Below are 24,319 nucleotides of genomic sequence, written 5' to 3'. Positions count from 1 at the left end.
TTTTTGCGTAATCAAAAAGCGCTTACAAAAGAGGAGGAGAAATATTGCATAAAACAGCCAGAAAAATGGTAGTGGCACTCAGTTTATTATGTTTACTAGCACTTACAGCATGTCAGTCTGGCAATAAAGGGGAAAATGAAAAAGTAACATCCGACAAGAAATCCAAAGTGGTTAACATCATGGAAACGAGTGGAATTCCGAATGCAAGTCCAACACTCGCAGACAATAGCGTAAGTTTCCGAGTAATCAATCAAATTTTTGAAGGATTATATCGATTAGATAAAAACGGGAAACCGGCACTCGCTCTAGCTGCCAGTGAACCTGAAGAAAAAGATGGCGGGAAAACACTTATTTTTAAAATTCGCGAAGATGCTAATTGGTCCAATGGCGACCCAGTGACGGCGCATGATTTTGAATACGCTTGGAAAAAAGTGGTGGATCCAAAAACAGCCGCTGCATACGGACCGCAAATGGAGGAAATCGTCAAAAATGCTACCCAAATTTTAAAAGGTGAAATGTCACCGGATGAACTTGGAATCAAAGCGTTAGACGACAAAACACTACAAATCGAACTAGAAAACCCGGTGCCAATATTCAAAGAACTCCTAACGACGGGCACGTTCTTCCCACAAAACCAAGCGTTTGTAGAAAAACAAGGTGACCGTTATGGGACTAAAAGCGACACATTGATTTCCAACGGCCCGTATAAATTAGAAAATTGGAATGGAACAAATATGACATGGGATTACGTTAAAAATCCTACTTACTGGGATAAAAAGAACGTTCCAACTGAAAAAATCCATGTAACTGTTGTAAAAGATACTAATGCGGCTTTAAACTTATACAATACAAATAAATTGGACCGCGTAGAGCTTGATGGTGAATTTGTTAAACAATACAAAGATGATAAAAACTTCCATAAAGAAGCAACTGGACGCTCTGTTTATATGAAAATGAACCAAGGCAAAGATGGCGTGAAAACGGATTTAGCTAACTTAAACTTACGTCGCGGTTTAGCGATGGCTATCGATAAGACTGGCATGGTCAATACACTACTTGCAAATGGATCTAAAGCATTAAACGGGGATGTTCCCGGTGATATCATGTTTGACCCAGAGACAAAAGAGGATTTCCGTAAACAAAACGGCGACTTACTCAAGTTTGACCAACAAGAAGCTACAAACGCATGGAAGCAAGGCTTGAAAGAAATCGGGAAAACCGAATTAACACTTACGTTAACAAGTGGCGACACGTCCTTGCAACGCAAACAAACAGAATTTATCCAAAATCAATTAGAAGAAAATCTGCCTGGACTAACAATCAAATTAAAAAATGTCACAAACCAAGCGAGTTTCCAAGCAGATGTGACACAAGATTTTGAACTGTTACTAGGTGGATGGGGTGGCGATTATCAAGATCCGCTCACATACCTCAACCTATTCTTAACAAACAGCCCGGGGAACCACACAGGCTTCTCGGATGCTAAATACGATGAATTAGTCCTAGGAGCCAAGGGTAAACTTTCGGCAGACCCAGAAAAAAGATGGCAAGCACTACTAGAAGCAGAACAAATTTTACTTAAAGATAACGCCGTGCTTATCCCGCTATACCAAGGTGGCCGCGCGTACTTGCAAAAAAGCAACCTGAAAAACTACACCACGTATCCAATCGGTTCAGAAAACTACAAATGGATTGAAAAAAATTAATTTAAAAGAGTCTAGTTAACCAAACTAGGCTCTATTTTTATACCCGAAAGAAAATAAGACTTAGGATGTACCAATTTTCAGCCTAGAGCCGTTCGTTCCTTTTTTTGATCTCCTCTATAATAAACCTATCAACAAAAAAGGACGGTAAAAACAATGAAAAAGGGACTTTTCGGTTTACTGGCTGCAATTTTTGTATTAACAATGGTTGTAATTGAATTTTCAGCACCAATTGGATCGGCAGCAAATACATATTACGTTACAATCAAAAACGATGGAAAAGAAGTTACCAAGTCAAAATTTAAAGGGTACTCATTCCGGGAATCGTGTTTAGATAATCAAGGAAACAGTCACAAAGTTAACTTCATGTCAACAACACAACTTAAAAAGAATAAACAGTACAAAATCGTCGTTCAAGACAATGAATTACTCGTCCAAGCCAAGGAAATAAACAGTGTTCCACTTGCAAGTAGTAAATAAAATTAGAAAAGAGGAAAAAATCATGAATAGTTTTTGGAAAATATTTTTTACAGTTATTTTAGGATTTATCGCACTTAATATCGTACTTGATATCGTTGGAATCACGCTTCACTTCTTATTCCCAGTACTTATACTAGGTGGTATTGGATATCTGCTTTATCGTATGTGGGGTAATTCTCCAAAACGCTCGAGCCGCGACAATGAAGACCGCTACAACTGGTAATACATTTGCTAAAAAAGCTCCCTAGGCTTTTAGATATATTGAACCTAATTTCTTTTACAGAAGTTAGGTTTTTTTGTATGGTAAGTTTGTTATAATAAGAGGAGGAAATGAGGCGATGAAAATGAAAAAAGATATAATTCTCAAATCAGTTGTTATATCAATCATTACAGCCATAGTTTTCAACATTAAGCGTAAAAAAGTCAAATAACCGCTCAAAAATTGTTATTCATGATTAAATGGCTATTTTAAGCCATTTGCATCTAATTTTGCTGTCGGTATGCTATAATAACAAAAAGAAAATCATGGAGGACATAGAGATGAATATAGAAGACACCTTACTAAAACAAGATGTGTGGCGATTTATTGATAATACAACGATTAATCCGGCTTTCGATGCCATTCAATCATTTGCGACAGATGATACGCTATGTCGCTCGGTCGGAGCAAGAATGGCGCCATCTACTGTTCGCGGCTGGGTGCATGAAAAAACAGTTTCCCTTGGAATTCAAGATTCTAAGTTGCCCGATATAGATAAAGGAATTGCCTTTTTACAAGAACAAGGCTACCGTGTTGTAGTTAGAAATTCCGGTGGTTTAGCAGTTGTCCTTGATTCAGGGGTACTTAATTTGTCTATGGTGCTCCCAGATGCAGAACGCGGAATTGCGATTGAGCGTGGTTATGAAACGATGTTTACGCTTATCAAAGACATGTTCGTAGATTGTAATGAGGTAATTGAAGCAAAAGAAATAGAAGACTCTTATTGTCCTGGTAGTTACGACCTTAGTATTCAAGGGGAAAAATTCGCTGGTATTTCTCAGCGTAGAATGGCAAAAGGGGTAGCGGTCCAAATTTATTTAGCTATTGATGGGGATCAAACTACTCGCTCAGAACTGATCCGCGATTTCTATACGATTAGCGGAAAAGCAAAGCAAACAAAATATACTTTTCCAGATGTGAATCCGAATGTTATGGGTTCGCTTTCGGACTTAATGAAAAATGATATAAGTTTAAATGGAACGTTAGTACGCCTTTTCAACAGTTTGCGGCATTACGCAGGTGAGCTTGTATCTGGTACGCTTACGTCTGAAGAGTTAGATCTTTTCCCAGCCTATTATGAACGTTTAATTGCCCGAAATGATAAAGTTCTTACTTGAGAGGAGGATGTTGTATGAGTTATTTAACAGAGAAACTAAGGGAAGAGAAAGTATTCAAAGACCCGGTTCATGGATATGTACATGTTTCTGATAAGATAATTTGGGATTTGATTGCTACAAAAGAGTTTCAGCGTTTGCGGCGTATCCATCAATTGGGGACAACTTCACTTACTTTTCATGGGGCGGAACATAGCCGTTTTAATCATTCGTTAGGCGTTTACGAAATTGTTCGGCAAATAATCGATGTCACATTTGCGAATGAACCACAACTGGATCCAGAGGAGCGCATGGTGGCATTGTGTGCAGCGCTTTTGCATGATTTAGGTCACGGACCATTTTCTCACGCTTTTGAAAAAGTATTTGGAACGGACCATGAATCATACACGCAAGAGATAATTATTGGAGATACGGAAGTTAATAAAATATTGATGAGAGCAGGAGAAGAATTTCCGCTTAAAGTTGCTGCTATTATTAAGAAAAATTATCCGAATCAAACATTGGTGAAGTTGATTTCGAGTCAGATTGATGCTGACCGAATGGATTATTTGCTGCGAGATGCCTATTATACTGGAGTGAGCTATGGAAAGTTTGATTTAGAGCGGATTTTGCGAGTTCTACGCCCAAGCCCAGATGGCAATGGTGTTATTGTAAAATATTCTGGCATGCATGCGGTAGAAGATTATATTATGAGTCGTTATCAAATGTATCAACAAGTGTATTTTCATCCAGTTAGTCGTAGCGGTGAAGTGCTATTATGGAAAATCCTTGAGCGTGCCAAAAAGTTATATTGTGCTGGATATGAATTTCAAGCTACCCCTATTCAAGTGCTACCATTCTTTTTAAATGAAGTGAGTTTAAAAGATTATATTGTGCTTGATGATATTGTGTTGATGTACTATTTTTCTATTTGGCAAGAGGAAGAAGATCCGATTTTGAGTGATTTATGTAGTCGCTTTTTGAATAGAAGATTGCTACGATACATTAATTACGATCCGAAAGAAGATGCAGAACTTTACGCAGAACTAAAAGGACTTCTTGAAAAGGCCGATATTGATCCGTCTTATTATTTAGTAATTGATTCTTCCAGCGATTTACCTTATGATTACTATCTTCCTGGAGTGGGAAGTGGCAAAGACCCAATTAAACTATTGATGGGAAATGGGGAATTGCGTGAGTTATCGACCGAGTCTCCGGTTGTTGAGGCGATTGGTCGAGAGCGCCGGACCGATATTAAATTATATTATCCGCTCGATTTTATCGAAAGTGGACACGTGGAAGAAGCAATCACCGAGAGAATGATCGCCCTCATCCATGCGCATTCGTTAAAGGAAAAATAAAAAAGCAAGGCGAAATGCCTTGCTTCTTACACACTTAAATATCAGATTTCCTTACGCCGCCAACACCGTAATCCGTTTTTTTCATTTCTTCTAAAATCACATGAATGTTTTCTTTTGGTGCTTTTAGATTTTTGGCAACAACTTCCGTCACTTCGCTAACTAAAGCTTTCTTTTGATCGTCCGTACGACCTTCTAAAAATTGAATGGTAACAAATGGCATTTTCTCACCTCGATCAACGTTTTTTTCATTATAGCATATAAAAATTGCTCAATAAAAGATAAAGGAGGCTCCTATGCCTAGTTTTCTCGCGTATCCACTCGAAATGATACCGTATGTTTTAGTTACATTATTAATTGCTTTTACTATTCATGAATGGGCACACGCCTTGGTTGCTCTCGCATTTGGAGATGATACAGCTAAAAATGAGGGGAGACTCTCTTTAAACCCCGTTGTACATATTGATTTATTCGGTTTGCTAATGATATTAATTGCAGGCTTTGGTTGGGCTAAGCCGACCCCGGTAAATCGATTTAAATTAAAAAAACGCCGCCTTGGAAGTATACTTGTTTCGCTTGCAGGACCAGTAAGTAATTTACTACTTGCGATGGTTGGTGTGGGGTTATATGCTTTATTTCTAAATTATTCCTTCTTTACATATGGCTCCGTTGCGGAAACTTTTTTAATGATTTTTGTGCAATTAAATCTAGTCTTGTTTGTGTTTAACTTGATTCCGCTACCGCCGCTTGATGGGTATCAAATACTAGTGGAGTTTCTGCCAATGTCAACCAGGTCTAAGCTGGAACCACTTGAACGCTATGCGATGCTTATTTTCTTAGTAGTTGCATTAACACCTATTTCAGAATTTACGATTCAACCAATTTTTAATACCGTTATTCCATTTGTTTTAAATGTGATTTTGACAATATTTGGTCTGACATCATTTTAACCTGTTGCTTTTCATGCTATTTTTCACTATAATATAATGCGTCTATTCTTCTGACCGGAAAGGGGTAAATAAGCGATATGACTGCCAACCAAATGGAACGAAAAAAAGTAACTATTCATATCACCAATGTCATCCGTCAGATGGATGCAGAAGAGAAATCCGATATGTCTGTTTCGGGTGTTTTTTACCGCGATAAAGGCAATCGTTATCTGCATTATGAGGAAAAACAATTAGCTGGAACAATTCGTACGGTTCTAAAAATTGCTGACAACGAACTACTTTTAATGAGAAGTGGTGCCGTAAATATGAGAATGCACTTTTTCCGAGATAATCGGAGAAGTACTGCGTCTGTTGATTCCGGAGCAGGGAAATTACAATTAGAATCAGAACTAGTATCAATGGAAGAACTATATGAAAATAAGCCTGATGTACTGAGTGAAGTCGCATTTCAATATGATTTGCTAAGCCACGGCGAATACATTGGCTCATATACTGTTTTAATGAAAATAGAGGAGGACGCAGAATGAATGTCATGCAAGAGAACCAAATCAAATTAATTGAACATATCAAACAAGCAGTTGTTCAAGCGGTTGGTTTAGAAGAAGCGGAAGTACCAGAAATTTTACTAGAAGTACCAAAAGATAAAAAGCATGGAGATTATTCGACTAATATAGCGATGCAACTTGCTAGAGTAGCTAAGAAAGCCCCTCGCCAAATTGCCGAAAGTATCGTTCCAGAACTAAAAAAAGACAACAAATTAATTAAAGAAGTAGAAATCGCTGGGCCGGGTTTTATCAACTTCTACCTAGATAATGCTTATTTAACTGATTTAGTTCCTGTGATTTTAACCGAAGATAAACAATACGGAGAGTCTGATTTTGGTAAAGGAGAAAAATTCCAAATTGAATTTGTTTCCGCGAACCCAACTGGTGACTTGCATTTAGGACATGCTCGTGGCGCAGCAATTGGCGACTCGTTAGCAAATATTATGAAAATGGCCGGATTTGATGTTTCAAGAGAATACTACATTAATGATGCTGGAAATCAAATTAATAATTTAGTTCTTTCAGCAGAAGCGCGTTACTTTGAAGCACTAGGTTTAGATTCTGAATTCCCAGAGGATGGCTACCGTGGTGCGGATATTATTTCGCTTGGGAAAGATTTAGCTGCTAAATACGGCGATAAATATGTGCACACAAGCGAAGAAGAGCGCCGTTCCGTTTTCCGTGTAGATGCATTAGCGTTTGAAACAGGAAAATTACGCGCTGACTTAGAAGAATTCCGCGTTTCCTTTGATGAGTGGTTCTCAGAAACTTCTTTATACGAAGAAAATAAAGTATTACCAGCGTTAGAACGTTTACGCGAAAATGGCTATATTTATGAGCAAGATGGCGCGACATGGTTAAGAACGACTGATTTTGAAGATGACAAAGACCGCGTTTTAATCAAATCAGATGGTAGTTATACGTATTTCTTACCAGATATCGCGTACCACTTAAACAAATTAGAGCGTGGCTTTGATGTGTTAATTGATATTTGGGGAGCTGATCACCACGGCTATATTCCTCGTATGCGTGCTGCAATTGAAGCGCTTGGCTACTCACCAAATCAATTAGAAGTAGAAATCATTCAGCTAGTTCACTTATTTGAAGACGGTGTTCAAGTTAAAATGAGTAAACGTACTGGTAAATCAGTTACAATGCGTGACTTAATTGAAGAAGTTGGACTGGATGCAACAAGATATTTCTTTGCAATGCGTAGTTCAGATACACATATGAACTTTGATATGAGCTTAGCGAAATCTACATCTAATGATAATCCAGTTTATTATGTACAATATGCGCACGCCAGAATTTCTAGCATTTTACGTTCTGGTAAAGAACAAGGTCTAGAGGTAACAAAAGACGCAGACATGAGCTTACTGCAAACAGAAGCAGAATATGATTTATTAAAAGTGTTAGGTGAGTTCGCGGATGTTGTTGCGGAAGCTGCTACAAAAAGAGCGCCACACCGTATCGTTCGCTACTTAAATGATTTAGCGTCTTCCTTCCACCGTTTCTACAATAGCAATAAAGTACTTGATATGGATAATTTAGAAGTAACAAAAGCAAGACTAGCACTTATTAAGACTGCGCAAATTACCCTTAGAAATGGTTTGACGCTTTTAGGTGTATCAGCACCAGAAAAAATGTGATATCCTAAATTTATAGGTTACTCGTTGACGTCATAACCAAAATGTACTAAAGTTAATAGAAACATAGGTAATTGAAAAAACGGGGAGAGCATATGATGAAGCGATTAATAATTTTGGCGCTGCTTTTCGTGTTTCTGTGCGTCGCAATCTATATTCTCTACGACTTTCAACTTGGATCAATCCCAATTCTTTTAATGGCCATCCTTTTCTTTTACATCGGATATCAAATAGTCAAGAAGAATTGATGTAATTAAGAAAATTTAGGTTGTACTTGCCAGAAATAACATGTAAAATAGTGAAGTTGGGCTGAACGAAAAAATAACAGCTAAATAAATTGGAATTACGATAGAAAGGGCGTGCCAGTTTTGGATTTAAAGAACTTAACGCAAGAAGAACGTAGTGAACTATCTTTAATTGATGTTGCACATTTTATTTTGGAACAGCGGAAAGAAACTATTCTTTTCCCTGAATTAGTGAAAGAGATTCAAGCGTTCCTAGGTTTGAAAGATGCAGAAATAAGGGAGCGTCTTGTTCAATTTTATACAGATATGAATATTGATGGAAACTTTATTTCACTAGGAAACAACACGTGGGGACTTCGTGCATGGTATCCAATGGATGCGATTGATGAAGAAGTTCAAACACAAACAACACCGAAGAAAAAACGTAAATCAGACGATGATGACGATGAAGATGAAGAAATCTTGGATGATGACGTGGACTACGATGATGAAGAAATCGTGGAAGAGCTTGGTGAAGAAGAAATTTCTCTTGCAGATGTCTTACTTGATGAAGACGAAGATGACGATGATCACTTGCCAGACGGAATCGAAGGCGACTTAGCAACTGTAGAAGATGATTATACGGACGGGGATTATACAGAAGACCCAGAAGATAAATAATAACTAATTTTAATCAGATAGATGCGTCCATTTTTGTGGAAAAGTGTCTGTCTGATTTTTTTTAGCCTACTTAATGGATTGATGGCGGTTTCATAAAATAAAGACTTGACTTCTATCGCCATCATTAGTAGTATTTTATTTGGGCTCCCTTTTATAGGGACGGATATTTATGAGAATCAGCGCTCCCTTACTTTTAAAAGTAGGTGGAGTGTTTTTTATTTTGGTTTACAAAATACTTGAAATTGTGATTTGTGTGCTAGAGAGATAATCACAATATTGTTTTATCTGGCAATTTCCCACCCCAGCAGGAAAATCGTCAGACCCTGCAAGTTTTTCATTTCAGGAAGGAGTAGATTTTTTTAACATGACAAAGTATATTTTCGTTACAGGTGGCGTAGTTTCGTCAATCGGAAAAGGAATCACAGCAGCATCACTCGGACGTTTGCTGAAAAATCGTGGACTTAGTGTAACCATTCAAAAATTTGATCCATACATCAACGTAGATCCAGGAACAATGAGTCCATACCAACACGGGGAAGTTTATGTGACAGATGACGGCGCGGAAACGGACCTAGACCTTGGCCATTACGAACGTTTTATCGATATTAACTTAAATAAATACAGCAACGTGACAACTGGTAAAGTTTACTCGGAAGTTATTAAAAAAGAACGTCGCGGGGATTACTTAGGTGGAACAGTGCAAGTTATTCCACACATTACAAACGAATTAAAAGACCGTGTTTTCCGTGCAGCGCGCATGACCAATTCAGATATTATCATCACTGAAATTGGTGGAACAGTTGGGGATATCGAATCTTTACCATTCTTAGAAGCAATTCGCCAAATTAAAAGTGATGTTGGTGCAGAAAACGTACTTTATATCCACACAACTTTAATTCCTTACATCAAAGCAGCTGGCGAAATGAAAACTAAACCAACACAACATAGTGTAAAAGAGCTTCGTAGCTTAGGAATTCAACCAAACATTATCGTTGTTCGCACAGAGCAGCCAGTTTCACAAGAAATGAAAGATAAGATTGCGCTATTCTGTGATATTAAAGCTTCCGAGGTTATTGAATCTCGCGATGAAGAAACACTTTATAACGTACCACTTTCTCTACAAAAACAAAAAATGGATGATATCGTCCTTGAGCACTTACAATTAGAAGCACCACAAGCGGAAATGACGGATTGGAAAAACTTAGTACACCGTGTGAAAAACCTTTCCAAAAAAGTTCGTATTGGCCTAGTTGGTAAATATGTTTCCTTGCAAGATGCTTACCTTTCTGTAGCAGAAGCACTTCGTCATGCAGGATATGATCATGATGCAGAAATCGAAATTGACTGGATTGATTCCGAAAAAGTAACAAAAGAAAATGTTGCTGAAATCATGAAAGACGTTGATGGTATCTTAGTTCCTGGTGGTTTCGGCGACCGTGCCATTGAAGGTAAAATTGCTGCTATTGAATATGCACGCGTAAACAAAGTGCCTTATTTTGGTATTTGTTTAGGAATGCAACTAGCAACTGTTGAATTTGCCCGTAATGTTCTTGGTCTTGAAGGAGCTCATTCTGCAGAAATCGAACCAGAAACAAAACATAACATCATTGATTTATTACCAGAACAAAAGAACATCGAAAACATGGGCGGAACACTTCGTTTAGGACTTTATCCAGCGCGTATTAAGCAAGGTACTAAAGCCGAGGCCGCTTATGGTACAACTCTTGTTGAAGAGCGTCACCGTCATCGTTATGAGTTTAATAACGAATATAGAGAGCAGATGGAAGAAGCTGGTATGATTGTTTCTGCAACAAGTCCAGATGGTCGTTTAGTTGAAGTAGTTGAATTAGCTGATCATCCTTGGTTTGTCGCTTGTCAATATCACCCAGAATTCATTTCTCGTCCAAATCGTCCGCAAAGCTTGTTTAAAGATTTTGTTGGCGCTGCACTTAATAATAAATAAGGTAATAATAAAAATCTCCCAGCCATAATTGGCTGGGAGATTTTTATTATTATTATTTAGTAGCACTAAGGTTCGAAGCTTTTGTCCAACCAATAAAGGTGGAGCTTGTTCTTATTCGATACCAAAGTTGCCCTTCGACCGTTGCTTGTTTATCCACGGTTAGTTTTTGACCTTTGTAAGCAGCTAAAGTGCCCCATCTAACATCCGCATCTACAACAGGAACTTTGTAGTACGCTTCGTTTACTTTGTTCGCAATCACATAGCGAGTTAAATTAGTATCTTTCTCCATGCTTTGCTTATAGAACGTATCAAGTGCACGAGTATCAACCCAACCGATTACTTTCCCGTCAATGCTGAATTGATACCAGGTAGTAATTACTGTTTTAGCTTCGCGCAAGATTCGCATGTTTTTACCTTGGTAGACCGAAAGTTGATTAACAAGTTTAGAGCCTTCCGTTCTGTAAGGTTTTGTCCAAACGGCATTGCCTGGCGCAGTTTTTACTCTAGCATAGGCTGTGGCGCCTTTATCATATTCAATTTTATCGTATGGCGTAGTTGTTGTTAAGTTCGAAGCTTTTGTCCAACCGATAAAAGTAGTGCTTGTTCTAACGCGGTACCAAAGCTGTCCTTCGACCGTTGCTTGTTTATCCACGGTTAGTTTTTGATCTTTATAAGCAGCTAAAGTGCCCCATCTAACATCCGCATCCACAACAGGCACTTTGTAGTACGCTTCGTTTACTTTGTTCGCAATCACATAGCGAGTTAAATTAGTATCTTTCTCCATGCTTTGCTTATAGAACGTATCGAGTGCACGAGTATCAACCCAACCGATTACTTTCCCATCAATACTAAATTGATACCAGGTAGTAATTACTGTTTTAGCTTCGCGCAAGATCCGCATGTTTTTGCCTTGGTAGACCGAAAGTTGATTGACAAGTTTAGAGCCTTCCGTTCTGTAAGGTTTTGTCCAAACGGCATTACCAGGTGCAGTTTTAACTCTAGCATAGGCTGTGACACCTTTATCGTATTCAATCTTATCAAATGGAGAGGTAGCTGTTAAGTTGGAAGCTTTCGTCCAACCAATAAAGGTAGTGCTTGTTCTAACGCGATACCAAAGTTGCCCTTCCACCGTTGCTTGTTTATCCACGGTTAGTTTTTGATCTTTATAAGCAGCTAAAGTGCCCCATTTGACATCCGCATCCACAACAGGTACTTTGTAGTAGGCCTCACCAGTTTTGTTGGAAGCGACATAGCGAGTTAAATTAGCTGGTTGTTCCATGCTTTGTTTGTAGAACGTATCGAGTGCACGAGTATCAACCCAACCGATTACTTTCCCGTCAATGCTGAATTGATACCAAGTAGTAATTGGTGTTTTAGCTTCACGCAAGATCCGCATGTTTTTACCTTGGTAGACAGAAAGTTGATTAACTAGTTTCGAGCCTTCTGTTCTGTAAGGTTTTGTCCAAACTGCATTACCAGGTGCAGTTTTAACTCTAGCGTAGGCTGTGACGCCTTTATCGTATTCGATTTTGTCGTAAGTAACTTTGCTAGCTTGAATCGCTTTGTACTTTTCATTAATCAATGTAACAAAACTATTGAAATTATAACCCCATTGGTTGAAATAAGAAACAGGATCAGTATGGGTTGTTCCGCCTAAATAACGTGTAACTGCATCGTGGGACCAGACTGTTCCTTTGCCGTCACTGTGCGCGCTATCAACAGGAAGGTTATATTGATCTAAAAGGTACGCAGCATAATAGGCATAGTTATTAATAGAACGAGCAAATTCATCGAATGTCTTCGAACGAACTAATTCAACTTGGATAAAACGAGCATTAGCATATTGTCCTGCTCCCCAAACACCATTTTCAGTAGGATGGATTTGGATTATACGAGACTTGTCTACAAAAGCGTGAACAAAGGCATTGTTGTAGTTGGTACTCATATAATTGATTTCACCTGTAATAGTAGATGAATTATTTGCTGTTTCATGAATAACTATTCCTTCTGGTTTGCCGTAACCATTACGATAGTTGAATTTAGGAAATTGGCTTTTTAATTGTTTTTCTATTTTTGCTGTTGAAAATTTGTTTGATTTAATATAGGCATTAACATCAGGGTATCCTGTTGTTGCGCGGAGCAAAGGGACTTGCTGTAGTACGCTATTAGTTCCATCTTCAAAGCCGTCATGTTCTTCCGTTGCAGTCCCATCTCTAACTCCTTTGGGGATATAAGTAGCTTGACCATCTGCTTTTTGCACCGGATCAATGGAAGCAGCACTTGCTTTTTCTGTAATCATAGTAGCGGAGGTGCCAATAAAAACAAGGCTTGCAAAAACAACCGCCGATTTTACTAATTTTTTCAAAGTTTAAATCCTCTCCTAACTGCACTACTTTTTATATTAAATAAAAGTATTCTATTTCTAATTATGACAACACGCCTGGTTGTAGTCAATGGATATTGGTAACAATGAACCTATTTACGTATGTTTTTTTCTGTAAAAGCAATAAAATTTCGATATGGTGTCCCAAAATGTAATTTTAACTAATTTAATGTATGTGAATTGTAATAGGTAAAAAGCCCTTCAATTTAACTAGCGTTTTCTTTCAGTCAAACAAGTTGACATCCTAAGGCCAAAATAGGAAACTAAATTATATATATAGGAAAGAGGGAGCGGCAATTTGCAGAAGAAAGCGATGATAATATACAATCCGGCAGCGGGTAAAAATAAGTTTAGAAAATTACTTCCGGATGCAGAAAAAATTTTAACAGAAGCAGATTTTGAAGTAACTTTAGTCCCATCAACTCCAGCACCTAAAAGTACTACATTTATTGCCAAACAAGCTGCAGAAGCCGGTTTTGATGTTGTAATTGCAGCAGGTGGAGATGGTACAGTAAATGAAGTTGTTAATGGGTTGATGCAAGTTGATACCCCACCGAAACTAGGAGTGTTACCGGTTGGAACGACGAATGATTATGCGAGAGCGTTAAATTTTGCTAAAAATCCACTCGAAGCACTTCGAATTATAGCCAAGCAAGAAACAATTCGTGTCGATATCGGTAAAGCCAATGAGACCGAATTTTTCATTAATAACGCAGCTGGTGGGAAAATAACCGAAATAACTTATGCTGTAAAAGAATCAATGAAATCCAAATGGGGCAGACTTGCTTATCTGTTTAGCGGTTTAACTGTTCTTCCAAAACTATCACCAGTGTACGTCGAAATTGCATATAACGATAAAATATTTAAAGGTGAGATTTTGCTGTTTTTTGTAAATAAGTCCAACTCGGTCGGTGGTATGGAGACATTGTGTCCTCCTGCTGAATTAAATAGTGGAATGTTTGAGTTATTAATTTTAAAGAAAGTCTCTCCTAAAACATTATTTCAATTATTTGCTTCTATAAAAAAGGGTACACACTTAAGTAGTCCGCATGTAATCCATGCGCGAACAAATAAAGTTACTATAAACAGCGAAGCAGATTTAAATGTTAGCTATGATGGTGTATATGGAGGAAAAGCACCGTATACATTAGAGGTAATCCCAGAAGCATTAGAAGTATTTGCTGATACAAATCGGATTTCTTCCCGTCTTAGAGGCTAAAGCGTTTACACTAGAAAATTTTCTAGTTTTTATGGTAAATTCATCACAAATCTGTTATCATATGTTTGTTAGGGGAAAATAGCTGCCACTATTTTTCACGGCGGAAATTCAAATCTTAGGGAAAATCAAAATGGTTTTCCTAAATTCCTGAGGGAGGAAATTGTATTATGCCTATCGTTAACATGACAGACATGCTGAAAAAAGCATTAGCTGGAAAATATGCTGTTGGTCAATTCAACATCAACAACCTTGAATGGACTCAAGCTATTTTGAAAGCTGCAGAAGCAGAAAAAGCACCAGTTATTTTAGGAGTTTCTGAAGGAGCTGCTAAATACATGGGAGGATTCAAAACAGTTGTAAAAATGACTGAAGGACTTGTAGAAGACCTGAAAATCACTGTACCTGTTGCGATTCATCTTGATCATGGTTCAAGCTTTGATTCTTGTAAAGCGGCTATCGATGCAGGATTCTCTTCTGTAATGATCGACGGCTCTCACCACCCAATCGACGAAAACATTGCAATGACTAAACAAGTTGTTGACTATGCGCATGCTAAAGGCGTATCTGTTGAAGCTGAAATTGGAACTGTTGGTGGAGACGAAGACGGAGTTACTGGCGGAATCAACTATGCTGATCCACAAGAATGTTTACGTGTAGTTAAAGAAGCTAACATTGATGCACTAGCTGCAGCATTAGGTTCTGTTCACGGTCCTTACCACGGCGAACCTGTTCTTGGTTTTGACGAAATGAAAGAAATCTCCGAACTTACAGGTGCTCCACTTGTACTTCACGGTGGTTCTGGAATTCCTGAACACCAAATCAAAAAAGCAATTGAACTAGGTCACAGTAAAATCAACGTTAACACTGAATGCCAAATCGTTTGGACTGCAGCTGTTCGCGAAAAATTAGCTACTGATGACAAAGTTTATGATCCACGTAAAGTAATCGGCCCTGGTGTGGACGCGATTATCAAAACTGTAACAGAAAAAATTCAAGAGTTTGGTTCTAACGGTAAAGCGTAAGACGAACTTTATGATGATATAAAAATAACTGGTAGGATCACTTGTTGATTTTACCAGTTATTTTTTATGTATTTCGAGGGTTAGTATAGAGGGAATTTAATTATCGTTATTAAGACTAATATGGTATGATAACTATAGCTTTCATTTAATAGACTGAATCAATCTAAATTTCCCGATAAAAAATCATGCTTCAGGCGCATGTTTTATCTAAATAAATGAGCCATAATGTAGTTAGTTATGTGATACGACTTACTATAGTTATGTTATAATAATATATTAAATGATGAATGAACCAACGAGGAAGAGAGTAGGCGATAGTAATGAATATAGGGATTTTTACGGATACCTACAGTCCGCAAATTAGCGGTGTAGCTACATCGATAATGATTATGGAAAACGAACTAAGAAAACAAGGGCACACTGTGTATATATTTACAACAACCGACCCAAACGCTGATAGAGAGAGCGAAGAGGGCCGTGTGTTTCGTTTACCAAGTATTCCGTTTGTCTTTTTCCCAGAACGTCGCGTAGCAATTGCTGGAATGAATAAGTTTATTAAGCTAGTAGGGCGCTTGGATTTAGATATAATTCACACACATACGGAGTTTTCATTAGGTCTATTAGGTAAGCGAATTGCTAAAAAATATCATATTCCATCTATCCATACCTACCACACAATGTATGTCGATTACTTGCATTATATTGCGAAAGGTAAAATTTTGACACCTTCTATGGTGGGTAAAATGACAAAATCGTTCTGTGATAGCTATGATGCCATAATCACTCCAACTGCAAAAGTAAGGCATCACTTAGAAGAGCAAGGTATCCACAAATTAATGTACACTGTTCCAACAGGCACAGATATTTCATCGTTCGCGCCAGTTGAAAAACAGCGAATTCTAAACTTGAAGAAACTACTTGGTATTGGAGAAAATGATCCAGTGATACTATCACTTGGAAGAATTGCGCATGAAAAAAATATCGATGCGATTATTAATGCAATGCCAGAAGTCCTTCAAACCAAAACCACAGCCAAATTGGTTATTGTTGGCGATGGTCCTGTGCGCAAAGACTTAGAAAAATTAGTAGAAGAAAAACAATTAGCAGATCATGTTATTTTCACTGGTGCAGTAGACTGGGAAAATATTAGTTTATATTATCAATTAGGGGATCTGTTTGTGAGTGCTTCAACGACAGAAACACAAGGTTTGACTTATGCAGAAGCAATGGCCGCTTCTTTACCAGTTGTTGCCAAACGTGATGAAAGTATTGAAGGCTTTTTAAGCGACAGAGAAACAGCCTTTTTATTCAATGAAGATGATGAGCTTGCATCACTGTTAATAAATATACTTTCAGACAAAAATACAGCCACATTGGTCGCTACGAATGGCCGAGTAAAAGTGGAATCCATTTCTGCGGATCAATTTGGAATCAACATTGAATCTACATACAATGAAGTTCGTGAAATATACCGAGTAAAGCGCCAAAATGGGACGATTAAAGTAAAGCCCACGCTGATAAAAAGTAAAATAGCTTCACAAGTATTTTCACTATCATCTTCTACACACGTTCAAAGGAAAGAGAGGTCATCGCGGCGTGATTAAGTTGACAATGCTATCTTCGGCAGAAAAAGTAAAAGGTCAGGGTGTGGCATCAGCTTACCGCGAACTTGTGAATTTGCTAGAAGAACGATATAAGAATGAAATTGATATGAAGATTAATAGTTTTGAGAAATCGGATATCACGCATTACCATACCGTTGATTTCCGTTTTTTTCTTTCGACTTTTTTTAAGAAGAAACGAGGCGTTCGGGTCGGATATGTCCATTTTTTACCCGAAACAATGGAAGGGAGCCTCAAATTACCTTGGATTGCCCGCGTAGTTTTCTATAAATATTTGATTGGTTTTTATAAACGAATGGATGAGATTGTTGTTGTAAATCCCTCTTTTATTCCCAAACTTACGGCTTATAATATTCCAGCAGAAAAAATTCATTATATCCCGAATTTCGTTTCAAAAAAGAGCTTTTTCCCCATTTCAAAAGGAGAAAAAGAACTTGCTCGGGCAAAATATGAAATTCCGGCGGATAAATTTACCGTGATTGGAATTGGTCAAGTGCAACATCGTAAAGGTGTGCTTGATTTTATTGAGGTTGCTAAACAACTTCCTGATGTTCAATTTGTTTGGGCAGGCGGATTTTCTTTTGGTAAAATCACTTCTGGCTACGAGGAATTGAAGAAAATCTATGATAATCCACCAAGTAATGTGAAATTCATTGGAATTGTGGATCGTTCTGAAATGAATTCATGTATTAATATGGCAGATGTGTTCTTTATGCCATCTTACAACGAATTATTTCCAATGGCGATTTTGGAAGCGATGAGTTGTGATGTTCCGATATTATTACGAAATTTAGATCTGTATGAAGAAATTTTAGATGGCTATTATGTAAAAGAAGTAGATAACCCTGGTTTTATTAGGGCTATCGAACGTTTAGAAAATGATACAAATTATTATAATGAAATGTTACAAGCATCAAAACGAGGAGCGGCTTATTATTCAGAGGATCGACTGGCTGAAATATGGTTGGACTTTTATCAAGGATTATTAACGAAGGAGTGAAAGGTAATGAGTGGAGGCGCAAAGAAAAACCTATTTAATATTGCGATTGTATTAGCCATTAGCATCGGCTTCATTATTTGGCAATTTCAAGGCGTAGATATCTCCACTTTTTTTGCTTCGATGTTAAAAGTGAACCCTTGGTGGCTCTCGGCTGCCTTTGCTGCAATGTTTATTTATTGGTTTTTAGAAGCGGTTGTTTTACAAACTGCATCTAAACCAGCGAATAAGGACCAACGTTTTTTTTCGTCATTCCGGATTACAATGATTGGCCAATTTTTTAATACCATTACTCCAATGGCGACTGGCGGACAGCCTGCGCAACTCGTTATGTTGACGAAGCAAGGCATGGATGCGGGGCGAGGAAGTTCAGTCTTACTTGTAAAATTCATTATTTACCAAGCGATGGTCGTACTGAACTTTTTAGTTATCTTGATTTTTGGTATTCATTATTTAATGACTGGCGTGACACAATTGAAATTCCTTGTTTTACTAGGGTTTGGTGTGCATGTTATTGTCATCGCTGCGCTTATTTTAGTAGGAAGAAGCCAAAAGTTCACGACAAAATTAGTGCACGTTTTACTTATACCAACACGTTTATTTATGAAAAAAGAAAAAGTTTCTAATTTAAGAAATACATTAGATGAGAAAATTATTACTTTCCATGAAGAAAGTAGCCGAATTGGTAAAGATTGGAAATTAATTGTTCGTTGTTGTTTTTATACAACGTTGCAACTTTGGATTTACTTCTCAATCCCTTTCTTTATTTTACAAGCGATTGGTGTGACAGGAATTGGCCTGTATATGGCGATTACGTATCATGCTTTTATTATTATGTTTGCGACAGTCATGCCAACGCCGGGTGGGGCTGGGGGAGCTGAGTATACTTTCACTTTGTTATTCGGTATGTTACTCGGTCCGGCAAAACTCCTAATGGCACTTGTTTTATGGCGGATTATTACTTATTATAGCTGCATCGTTTTCGGGGCGGGCGCATTATTAATAAAAGATACAGCTTCGAAAAAAATTAAACCGCGTATCAAAGCACTCGCAAAAGCACCAGCCAAAAATATACCACAATGATTAAAAGCTTGGGACGTAATGTTCCCAGCTTTTTAGGGAAAGCATTTCTTGCAAAGTAAAACAAATTAATGGATAATGAAACAGTATTACATGCTTCAAGAAAGAAGGGTACATTTGTGACGGATAAATTGATTATTCGAGGCGGTAAAAAATTAGCTGGTACTTTGCAAGTGGATGGCGCAAAAAATAGTGCGGTGGCATTAATTCCAGCGGCAATTTTGGCGGAGTCTGAAGTGGTTTTAGAAGGTTTACCAGATATTTCGGATGTTCACACACTTTATAATATTTTAGAAGAGCTTGGCGGCACGGTTCGCTATGATAATAAAACAGCAGTTATTGATCCAACAGATATGATTTCTATGCCACTTCCATCGGGAAATGTGAAGAAATTACGTGCGTCCTATTATTTAATGGGTGCAATGTTAGGCCGATTTAAAAAAGCGGTTATTGGACTTCCAGGCGGTTGTTACTTAGGGCCACGTCCAATCGACCAACATATAAAAGGTTTTGAAGCATTAGGCGCAAAAGTAACGAACGAGCAAGGTGCGATTTATTTGCGTGCCGATGAACTCAAAGGTGCACGGATTTATTTAGATGTTGTAAGTGTTGGAGCGACAATCAATATCATGCTAGCGGCTGTTCGTGCAAAAGGAAAAACGGTTATCGAAAATGCAGCAAAAGAGCCAGAAATTATTGATGTTGCAACGCTTTTAACAAATATGGGAGCAATTATTAAAGGTGCAGGAACTGATACTATTCGAATCACTGGGGTAGAGCATTTACATGGTTGTCATCATACAATTATTCCAGACCGAATCGAAGCAGGGACATTCATGGTACTTGCAGCAGCTTCTGGGAAGGGAGTACGAATCGAAAATGTTATTCCTACCCATTTAGAAGGAATCATTGCAAAGCTCACAGAAATGGGCGTTCCAATGGATATCGAAGAAGATGCTATTTTTGTTGGGGAAGTAGAAAAAATAAAAAAAGTAGATATTAAAACTTACGCTTATCCAGGCTTCCCAACGGACTTACAACAACCGTTAACTGCTCTTTTAACACGTGCGGAAGGTAGTAGTGTCATCACTGATACAATTTATCCAAGCCGTTTTAAACACATTGCGGAGATTGAACGAATGGGCGGTAAGTTTAAACTTGAAGGTCGTTCGGCTGTCATAAATGGTCCTGTGCAACTTCAAGGTTCTAAAGTGACAGCGACAGATTTACGCGCCGGTGCAGCGCTTGTAATTGCAGCACTTTTAGCTGACGGAGAAACTGAAATTCACGGGGTGGAACATATCGAACGTGGTTACAGTAAGATTATTGAAAAATTATCTGCTATTGGCGCAAATATTACTCGTAGTAGCGCAGCAGAAACAAAATTATAAAAAATGAGGCTGAACGAATCAAGTCGTTTCAGCCTTCCCTCTAAATCCCTCCATTATCATTTATTCCTAAATACTATTTATTAACTCAAAAAGGTGGTACATATATGGCTAAACTGTCCATTGCATACTTAGAAAGTTTAACAATCAAAGAGATATATGCCTTAGCAAAAGAACACAAAATTACTTACTATAGTAAATTAACAAAACGAGAATTGATTTTTGCTTTATTAAAATCAAACGCAGAAAAAGAAGGATTTTTCTTCATGGAAGGTGTATTAGAAATTATTCCAAATGAAGGTTTTGGCTTCTTACGCCCTATCAACTATTCATCTAGTTCGGAAGATATTTACATCTCTGCTTCCCAAATTAGACGTTTCGAGTTAAGAACTGGGGATAAGGTTTCTGGAAAAGTTCGTCCTCCGAAAGAAAATGAACGTTACTTTGGCTTACTCCATGTTGAGGCTGTCAATGGAGAAAATCCTGAAGTGGCTAAAGAAAGAGTGCATTTCCCAGGACTAACACCGCTTTATCCAGATCGTCAAATTCATTTAGAAACAGGCAAAAATCCTATTTCCACAAGAACGATTGATTTGATTTCACCAATTGGTTTTGGTCAACGCGGACTTATTGTAGCTCCACCAAAAGCAGGTAAAACGGTATTACTTAAAGAAATTGCGAACGCGATTACTACTAATCATCCAGAGTCAGAATTGATTGTCTTGTTAATTGATGAGCGTCCGGAAGAAGTAACTGATATCGAACGTTCTGTAAAGGCCGATGTTGTCAGTTCCACATTTGATGAGGTACCTGAAAATCACATTAAAGTAGCAGAACTGGTTCTTGAACGAGCGATGCGTTTAGTAGAACAAAAACGCGATGTGGTCATTTTAATGGATAGTATTACGCGACTTGCGAGGGCCTATAACCTAGTGATTCCGCCAAGTGGTCGAACACTTTCAGGGGGGATTGATCCTGCTGCATTCCATAGACCGAAGCGCTTCTTTGGAGCTGCTCGTAATATTGAAGAGGGTGGAAGCTTAACCATTCTTGCCACAGCATTAGTTGACACGGGTTCTCGAATGGACGATGTTATTTACGAAGAATTCAAAGGGACAGGCAACATGGAGTTACATCTTGATCGCCAACTTGCAGAACGTCGCGTTTTTCCTGCTATCGATATGCGTCGCTCCGGCACAAGAAAAGAAGAATTACTACTATCCAAAGAGCGTCTTGAACAACTCTGGAAAATCCGCAAAGCGATGCCGAAACAAAGCGATGGACTAGATATTTCAGAACGATTTGTACGTTATTTGAAGAAAACGGAGAATAATGAAGCTTTTTATGAGTTACTACAAGAAGAGATGTTTAAAAAATAAATCAAAAATTTCACATAGAAAGAAGTTATTTTATGAGCAAAATAAGACAATTATTAAATAAAATTCCGTGGTACACAGATCAGGTACACAGTATTTTTATGTATTTAATAATGGGTGGATTTACTACCATTATTAATATAGTAACATTTTGGCTATGTACATATATTTTGAACTGGGATTATCGTATTGCAAATACCATTGCTTTTATCGCATCAGTACTTTTTGCCTACTTTTCGAATAAAAAATTTGTTTTTGATAGTTATACACCAACTTGGAAAGACCGCCTCCGTGAAGCGAGTTCATTTTTTGGTTTTCGTTGTTTAACCTATATAATAGATATTTTAGTCATGATTCTGTTAATCAGTTATTTATCTGTAGACGAATTATGGGCGAAAATCTGGACCAATATTATTGTGCTTGTACTGAACTACGTGTTTAGCAAATGGATAATCTTTAAAGTGCAAAAATAATCTTGCTTGTTTGCTTCAACATTGTTATAATATCTATACTGTGTGTAAAAGCACTTAATTACTCTGTTTCAGATGATTCAGGGCGAAGGAGTTGAAAAGAAATGAAAACTGGAATTCATCCTGAGTACCGTCCAGTGGTATTTGTTGATACTAGTACTGATTTCAAATTTTTGTCAGGTTCTACTAAGAGCTCAAGCGAAACAATTAAATGGGAAGATGGCAACGAGTATCCATTACTACGTGTCGAAATCTCTTCTGATTCGCACCCGTTCTATACTGGTAAACAAAAACATGCGACTGCAGACGGCCGTGTGGACCGCTTCAACAAAAAATACGGTCTCAAATAAGACTGTATGTAACGAACGAAATAATTTGCGCACTCAGCTTTTGCTGGGTGTGTTTTTTTATGGAATTATTTCTCAGAACTACTAAAAATAAAAACTTTCCTTTCAAGGGTTTACTTTTCCCTGTGAAGTTGCGTATAATATCACTAATTACTTTTTTTATGAGTAGGTATTAAAAAAGTTAAATTTTCTGTTTTGTTAAACAATAATAAGGAGGTTTTCAAGTGGAAGCAAAGTTACAAGTAGGTGTGTTAGGATTTGGAACGGTAGGTAGCGGTGTTATTCATATTTTAGAAGAGCATCAAGAAAAAATTAGTCAAGTAACTGGATACCATATTTCTGTTAAGAAAGTGCTAGTTCGTGACTTAGAGAAAAATCGCCGTTATGAAACAAAAGGTTTTGAACTAACCACCAATCCGTCTGATGTACTGGATGATCCAGAGATTGCTGTTGTTGTCGAGGTTATGGGCAGCATCACAACTGCGCGGGAATACATTTTGCAGGCCTTGAAAGCTGGAAAACATGTAGTAACTGCGAATAAGGATTTGATTGCGCTACACGGCGACGAATTAGTGGCAGTTGCACAAGCTAATAATTGTGATTTGTTTTATGAAGCGAGCGTTGCAGGTGGGATTCCGATTTTACGTACAATCGTAAACAGCCTTGCTGCGGATAAAATTCAAAAAGTAATGGGAATCGTCAACGGGACGACCAATTTTATGCTAACAAAAATGACGACAGAGAAAAAGTCATACGAAGATGTTTTAGCAGAAGCACAAGCGCTGGGTTTTGCCGAATCTGATCCAACAAATGATGTAGACGGAATCGATGCCGCAAGAAAAATGGTTATTATGACAAGACTCGCATTTGGTATGAATGTGAATTTAGATAATGTAGAAACAAATGGTATTCGCGGGATTTCGCCTGAAGATATCGATGTAGCTTACCAATTAGGTTATAAAATTAAACTAGTAGGTACGGCGGAAGAAACAAACGGCACAGTTAATGTCAACGTGGGGCCGGTTTTATTACCAAAGGCTCATCCGCTTGCAGGTGTTAACTATGAAAATAATGCCGTATTTGTAACTGGTGCAGCAGTCGGAGAAACAATGTTTTACGGACCTGGTGCTGGCGAATTACCAACTGCGACCAGTGTGGTTAGTGATTTGATTACCGTTGCTAAAAATAGCCGTCTTGGTACGAATGGCAATGCATTTAACAGCTACAAACACGAAACAAAGCATACACCGAAAGAACAAGTTTTCTCAAAATACTATCTTCGTCTAACAATGGACGATAAAACAGGAACCTTCCTTAAATTGACGCAAATTTTTGCAGAAGCCGGTGTTGGTTTTGATAAAATTTTGCAACAACCGTATGATGATTTTACGGCGACCGTTGTTATCGTGACACATTCAACTAGTCAAGCACAATTAGAACAAGCAATCGCTAGGGTCAAAGATGAGCCAGAAATGCAAATGCTCGCAAAATATTCCGTTGTGGAGGGTTAAA

General features: G+C 37.9%; 22 protein-coding genes. 20 read left to right on the top strand and 2 right to left on the bottom strand.

The annotated features are described in order from the left end of the window. Nucleotides 1–44 precede the first annotated feature (44 nt). From GL301_RS12975 to GL301_RS12955, 5 genes are all read left to right on the top strand, one after another. The gene (locus tag GL301_RS12975) at nt 45–1,706 is read left to right on the top strand and encodes a peptide ABC transporter substrate-binding protein (protein ID WP_009917376.1); all 1,662 of its coding nucleotides are present in this window, start codon (nt 45–47) and stop codon (nt 1,704–1,706) included. A gap of 153 nt (nt 1,707–1,859) precedes the next feature. Beyond that, on the top strand, nt 1,860–2,183 hold the full coding sequence (locus GL301_RS12970) for a YxeA family protein (RefSeq protein WP_003723616.1): 324 nt from the start codon (nt 1,860–1,862) through the stop codon (nt 2,181–2,183). A gap of 22 nt (nt 2,184–2,205) precedes the next feature. Next, nucleotides 2,206–2,406 (top strand): hypothetical protein, encoded by a 201-nt coding sequence (locus GL301_RS12965; protein ID WP_003723615.1) that lies wholly within the window; start codon nt 2,206–2,208, stop codon nt 2,404–2,406. 317 nt (nt 2,407–2,723) lie between these two features. Continuing rightward, entirely contained in the window at nt 2,724–3,560 is an 837-nt protein-coding gene (lipL, locus tag GL301_RS12960; RefSeq protein WP_010959060.1) for a lipoyl-[GcvH]:protein N-lipoyltransferase, read from the top strand. 14 nt (nt 3,561–3,574) lie between these two features. Continuing rightward, nucleotides 3,575–4,897, top strand: a complete 1,323-nt coding sequence (locus GL301_RS12955; protein WP_003726108.1) for an HD domain-containing protein — start codon at nt 3,575–3,577, stop codon at nt 4,895–4,897. Between the two features lie 34 nt (nt 4,898–4,931). Here the strand turns inward: GL301_RS12955 and GL301_RS12950 are convergent, their stop codons facing one another. Beyond that, nucleotides 4,932–5,117: a 2-hydroxymuconate tautomerase gene (locus tag GL301_RS12950; RefSeq protein ID WP_003726107.1), complete on the bottom strand. Its 186-nt coding sequence runs from the start codon at nt 5,115–5,117 to the stop codon at nt 4,932–4,934. Between the two features lie 73 nt (nt 5,118–5,190). On the opposite strand from GL301_RS12950, the gene GL301_RS12945 reads away from it, so the two are divergent. The 5 genes from GL301_RS12945 to GL301_RS12925 all read left to right on the top strand — a co-directional run bounded on the left by GL301_RS12945 (nt 5,191) and on the right by GL301_RS12925 (nt 10,903). Then, the gene (locus GL301_RS12945) at nt 5,191–5,844 is read left to right on the top strand and encodes a site-2 protease family protein (protein WP_003726106.1); all 654 of its coding nucleotides are present in this window, start codon (nt 5,191–5,193) and stop codon (nt 5,842–5,844) included. A gap of 77 nt (nt 5,845–5,921) precedes the next feature. Continuing rightward, nucleotides 5,922–6,371 (top strand): YwiB family protein, encoded by a 450-nt coding sequence (locus GL301_RS12940; RefSeq protein ID WP_003723610.1) that lies wholly within the window; start codon nt 5,922–5,924, stop codon nt 6,369–6,371. Further along, nucleotides 6,368–8,038, top strand: a complete 1,671-nt coding sequence (argS, locus tag GL301_RS12935) for an arginine--tRNA ligase (protein WP_003728400.1) — start codon at nt 6,368–6,370, stop codon at nt 8,036–8,038. Before GL301_RS12940 ends, argS begins: the two co-directional genes overlap by 4 nt. Nucleotides 8,039–8,403: 365 nt before the next feature. Further along, nucleotides 8,404–8,940 (top strand): DNA-directed RNA polymerase subunit delta, encoded by a 537-nt coding sequence (rpoE, locus tag GL301_RS12930; RefSeq protein WP_003728401.1) that lies wholly within the window; start codon nt 8,404–8,406, stop codon nt 8,938–8,940. A 364-nt stretch (nt 8,941–9,304) separates the two neighbouring features. Continuing rightward, nucleotides 9,305–10,903, top strand: coding sequence for a CTP synthase (locus GL301_RS12925; RefSeq protein WP_003726102.1), 1,599 nt, complete (start codon nt 9,305–9,307; stop codon nt 10,901–10,903). Nucleotides 10,904–10,955: 52 nt separating this feature from the next. Here GL301_RS12925 and GL301_RS12920 read toward each other — a convergent pair whose 3' ends face one another. Then, nucleotides 10,956–13,268 (bottom strand): GW domain-containing glycosaminoglycan-binding protein, encoded by a 2,313-nt coding sequence (locus tag GL301_RS12920; protein WP_003734482.1) that lies wholly within the window; start codon nt 13,266–13,268, stop codon nt 10,956–10,958. Nucleotides 13,269–13,584: 316 nt separating this feature from the next. Here GL301_RS12920 and GL301_RS12915 point away from each other — a divergent pair, with 316 nt between their 5' ends. From GL301_RS12915 to GL301_RS12870, 10 genes are all read left to right on the top strand, one after another. Beyond that, a complete protein-coding gene (locus GL301_RS12915) occupies nt 13,585–14,505 on the top strand; it encodes a diacylglycerol kinase family lipid kinase (protein ID WP_003727871.1) in 921 nt (306 codons plus the stop codon). Between the two features lie 167 nt (nt 14,506–14,672). Further along, entirely contained in the window at nt 14,673–15,527 is an 855-nt protein-coding gene (gene fba, locus GL301_RS12910) for a class II fructose-1,6-bisphosphate aldolase (RefSeq protein WP_003724024.1), read from the top strand. A gap of 320 nt (nt 15,528–15,847) precedes the next feature. Then, nucleotides 15,848–17,131 carry a glycosyltransferase family 4 protein gene (locus tag GL301_RS12905; protein WP_003726362.1) on the top strand — a complete coding sequence of 428 codons (1,284 nt, stop codon included), beginning with the start codon at nt 15,848–15,850 and terminating at the stop codon, nt 17,129–17,131. After that, nucleotides 17,124–18,149 (top strand): glycosyltransferase family 4 protein, encoded by a 1,026-nt coding sequence (locus tag GL301_RS12900; RefSeq protein ID WP_009917757.1) that lies wholly within the window; start codon nt 17,124–17,126, stop codon nt 18,147–18,149. The genes GL301_RS12905 and GL301_RS12900 overlap by 8 nt, the downstream gene beginning before the upstream one ends. Before the next feature lie 6 nt (nt 18,150–18,155). Then, the gene (locus tag GL301_RS12895) at nt 18,156–19,229 is read left to right on the top strand and encodes a lysylphosphatidylglycerol synthase transmembrane domain-containing protein (protein ID WP_003726360.1); all 1,074 of its coding nucleotides are present in this window, start codon (nt 18,156–18,158) and stop codon (nt 19,227–19,229) included. A 116-nt stretch (nt 19,230–19,345) separates the two neighbouring features. Further along, nucleotides 19,346–20,617 (top strand): UDP-N-acetylglucosamine 1-carboxyvinyltransferase, encoded by a 1,272-nt coding sequence (locus tag GL301_RS12890; RefSeq protein ID WP_003734483.1) that lies wholly within the window; start codon nt 19,346–19,348, stop codon nt 20,615–20,617. Nucleotides 20,618–20,721: 104 nt separating this feature from the next. Beyond that, entirely contained in the window at nt 20,722–21,993 is a 1,272-nt protein-coding gene (gene rho / locus GL301_RS12885; protein ID WP_003741186.1) for a transcription termination factor Rho, read from the top strand. A 32-nt stretch (nt 21,994–22,025) separates the two neighbouring features. Further along, nucleotides 22,026–22,463 (top strand): cell wall teichoic acid glycosylation protein GtcA, encoded by a 438-nt coding sequence (gtcA, locus tag GL301_RS12880; protein WP_003734485.1) that lies wholly within the window; start codon nt 22,026–22,028, stop codon nt 22,461–22,463. 101 nt (nt 22,464–22,564) lie between these two features. Continuing rightward, nucleotides 22,565–22,810, top strand: coding sequence for a type B 50S ribosomal protein L31 (locus tag GL301_RS12875; RefSeq protein ID WP_003726356.1), 246 nt, complete (start codon nt 22,565–22,567; stop codon nt 22,808–22,810). 221 nt (nt 22,811–23,031) lie between these two features. Then, entirely contained in the window at nt 23,032–24,318 is a 1,287-nt protein-coding gene (locus GL301_RS12870) for a homoserine dehydrogenase (protein ID WP_003726355.1), read from the top strand. Nucleotide 24,319 lies beyond the last annotated feature (1 nt).

The sequence above is a fragment of the Listeria sp. LM90SB2 genome, from assembly GCF_028867355.1.
GTDB classification, from domain to species: Bacteria; Bacillota; Bacilli; order Lactobacillales; family Listeriaceae; genus Listeria; species Listeria monocytogenes_B.
Note: the sequence above shows the minus strand (reverse complement) of the source record. Positions and strands in the feature narration are given on the sequence as shown.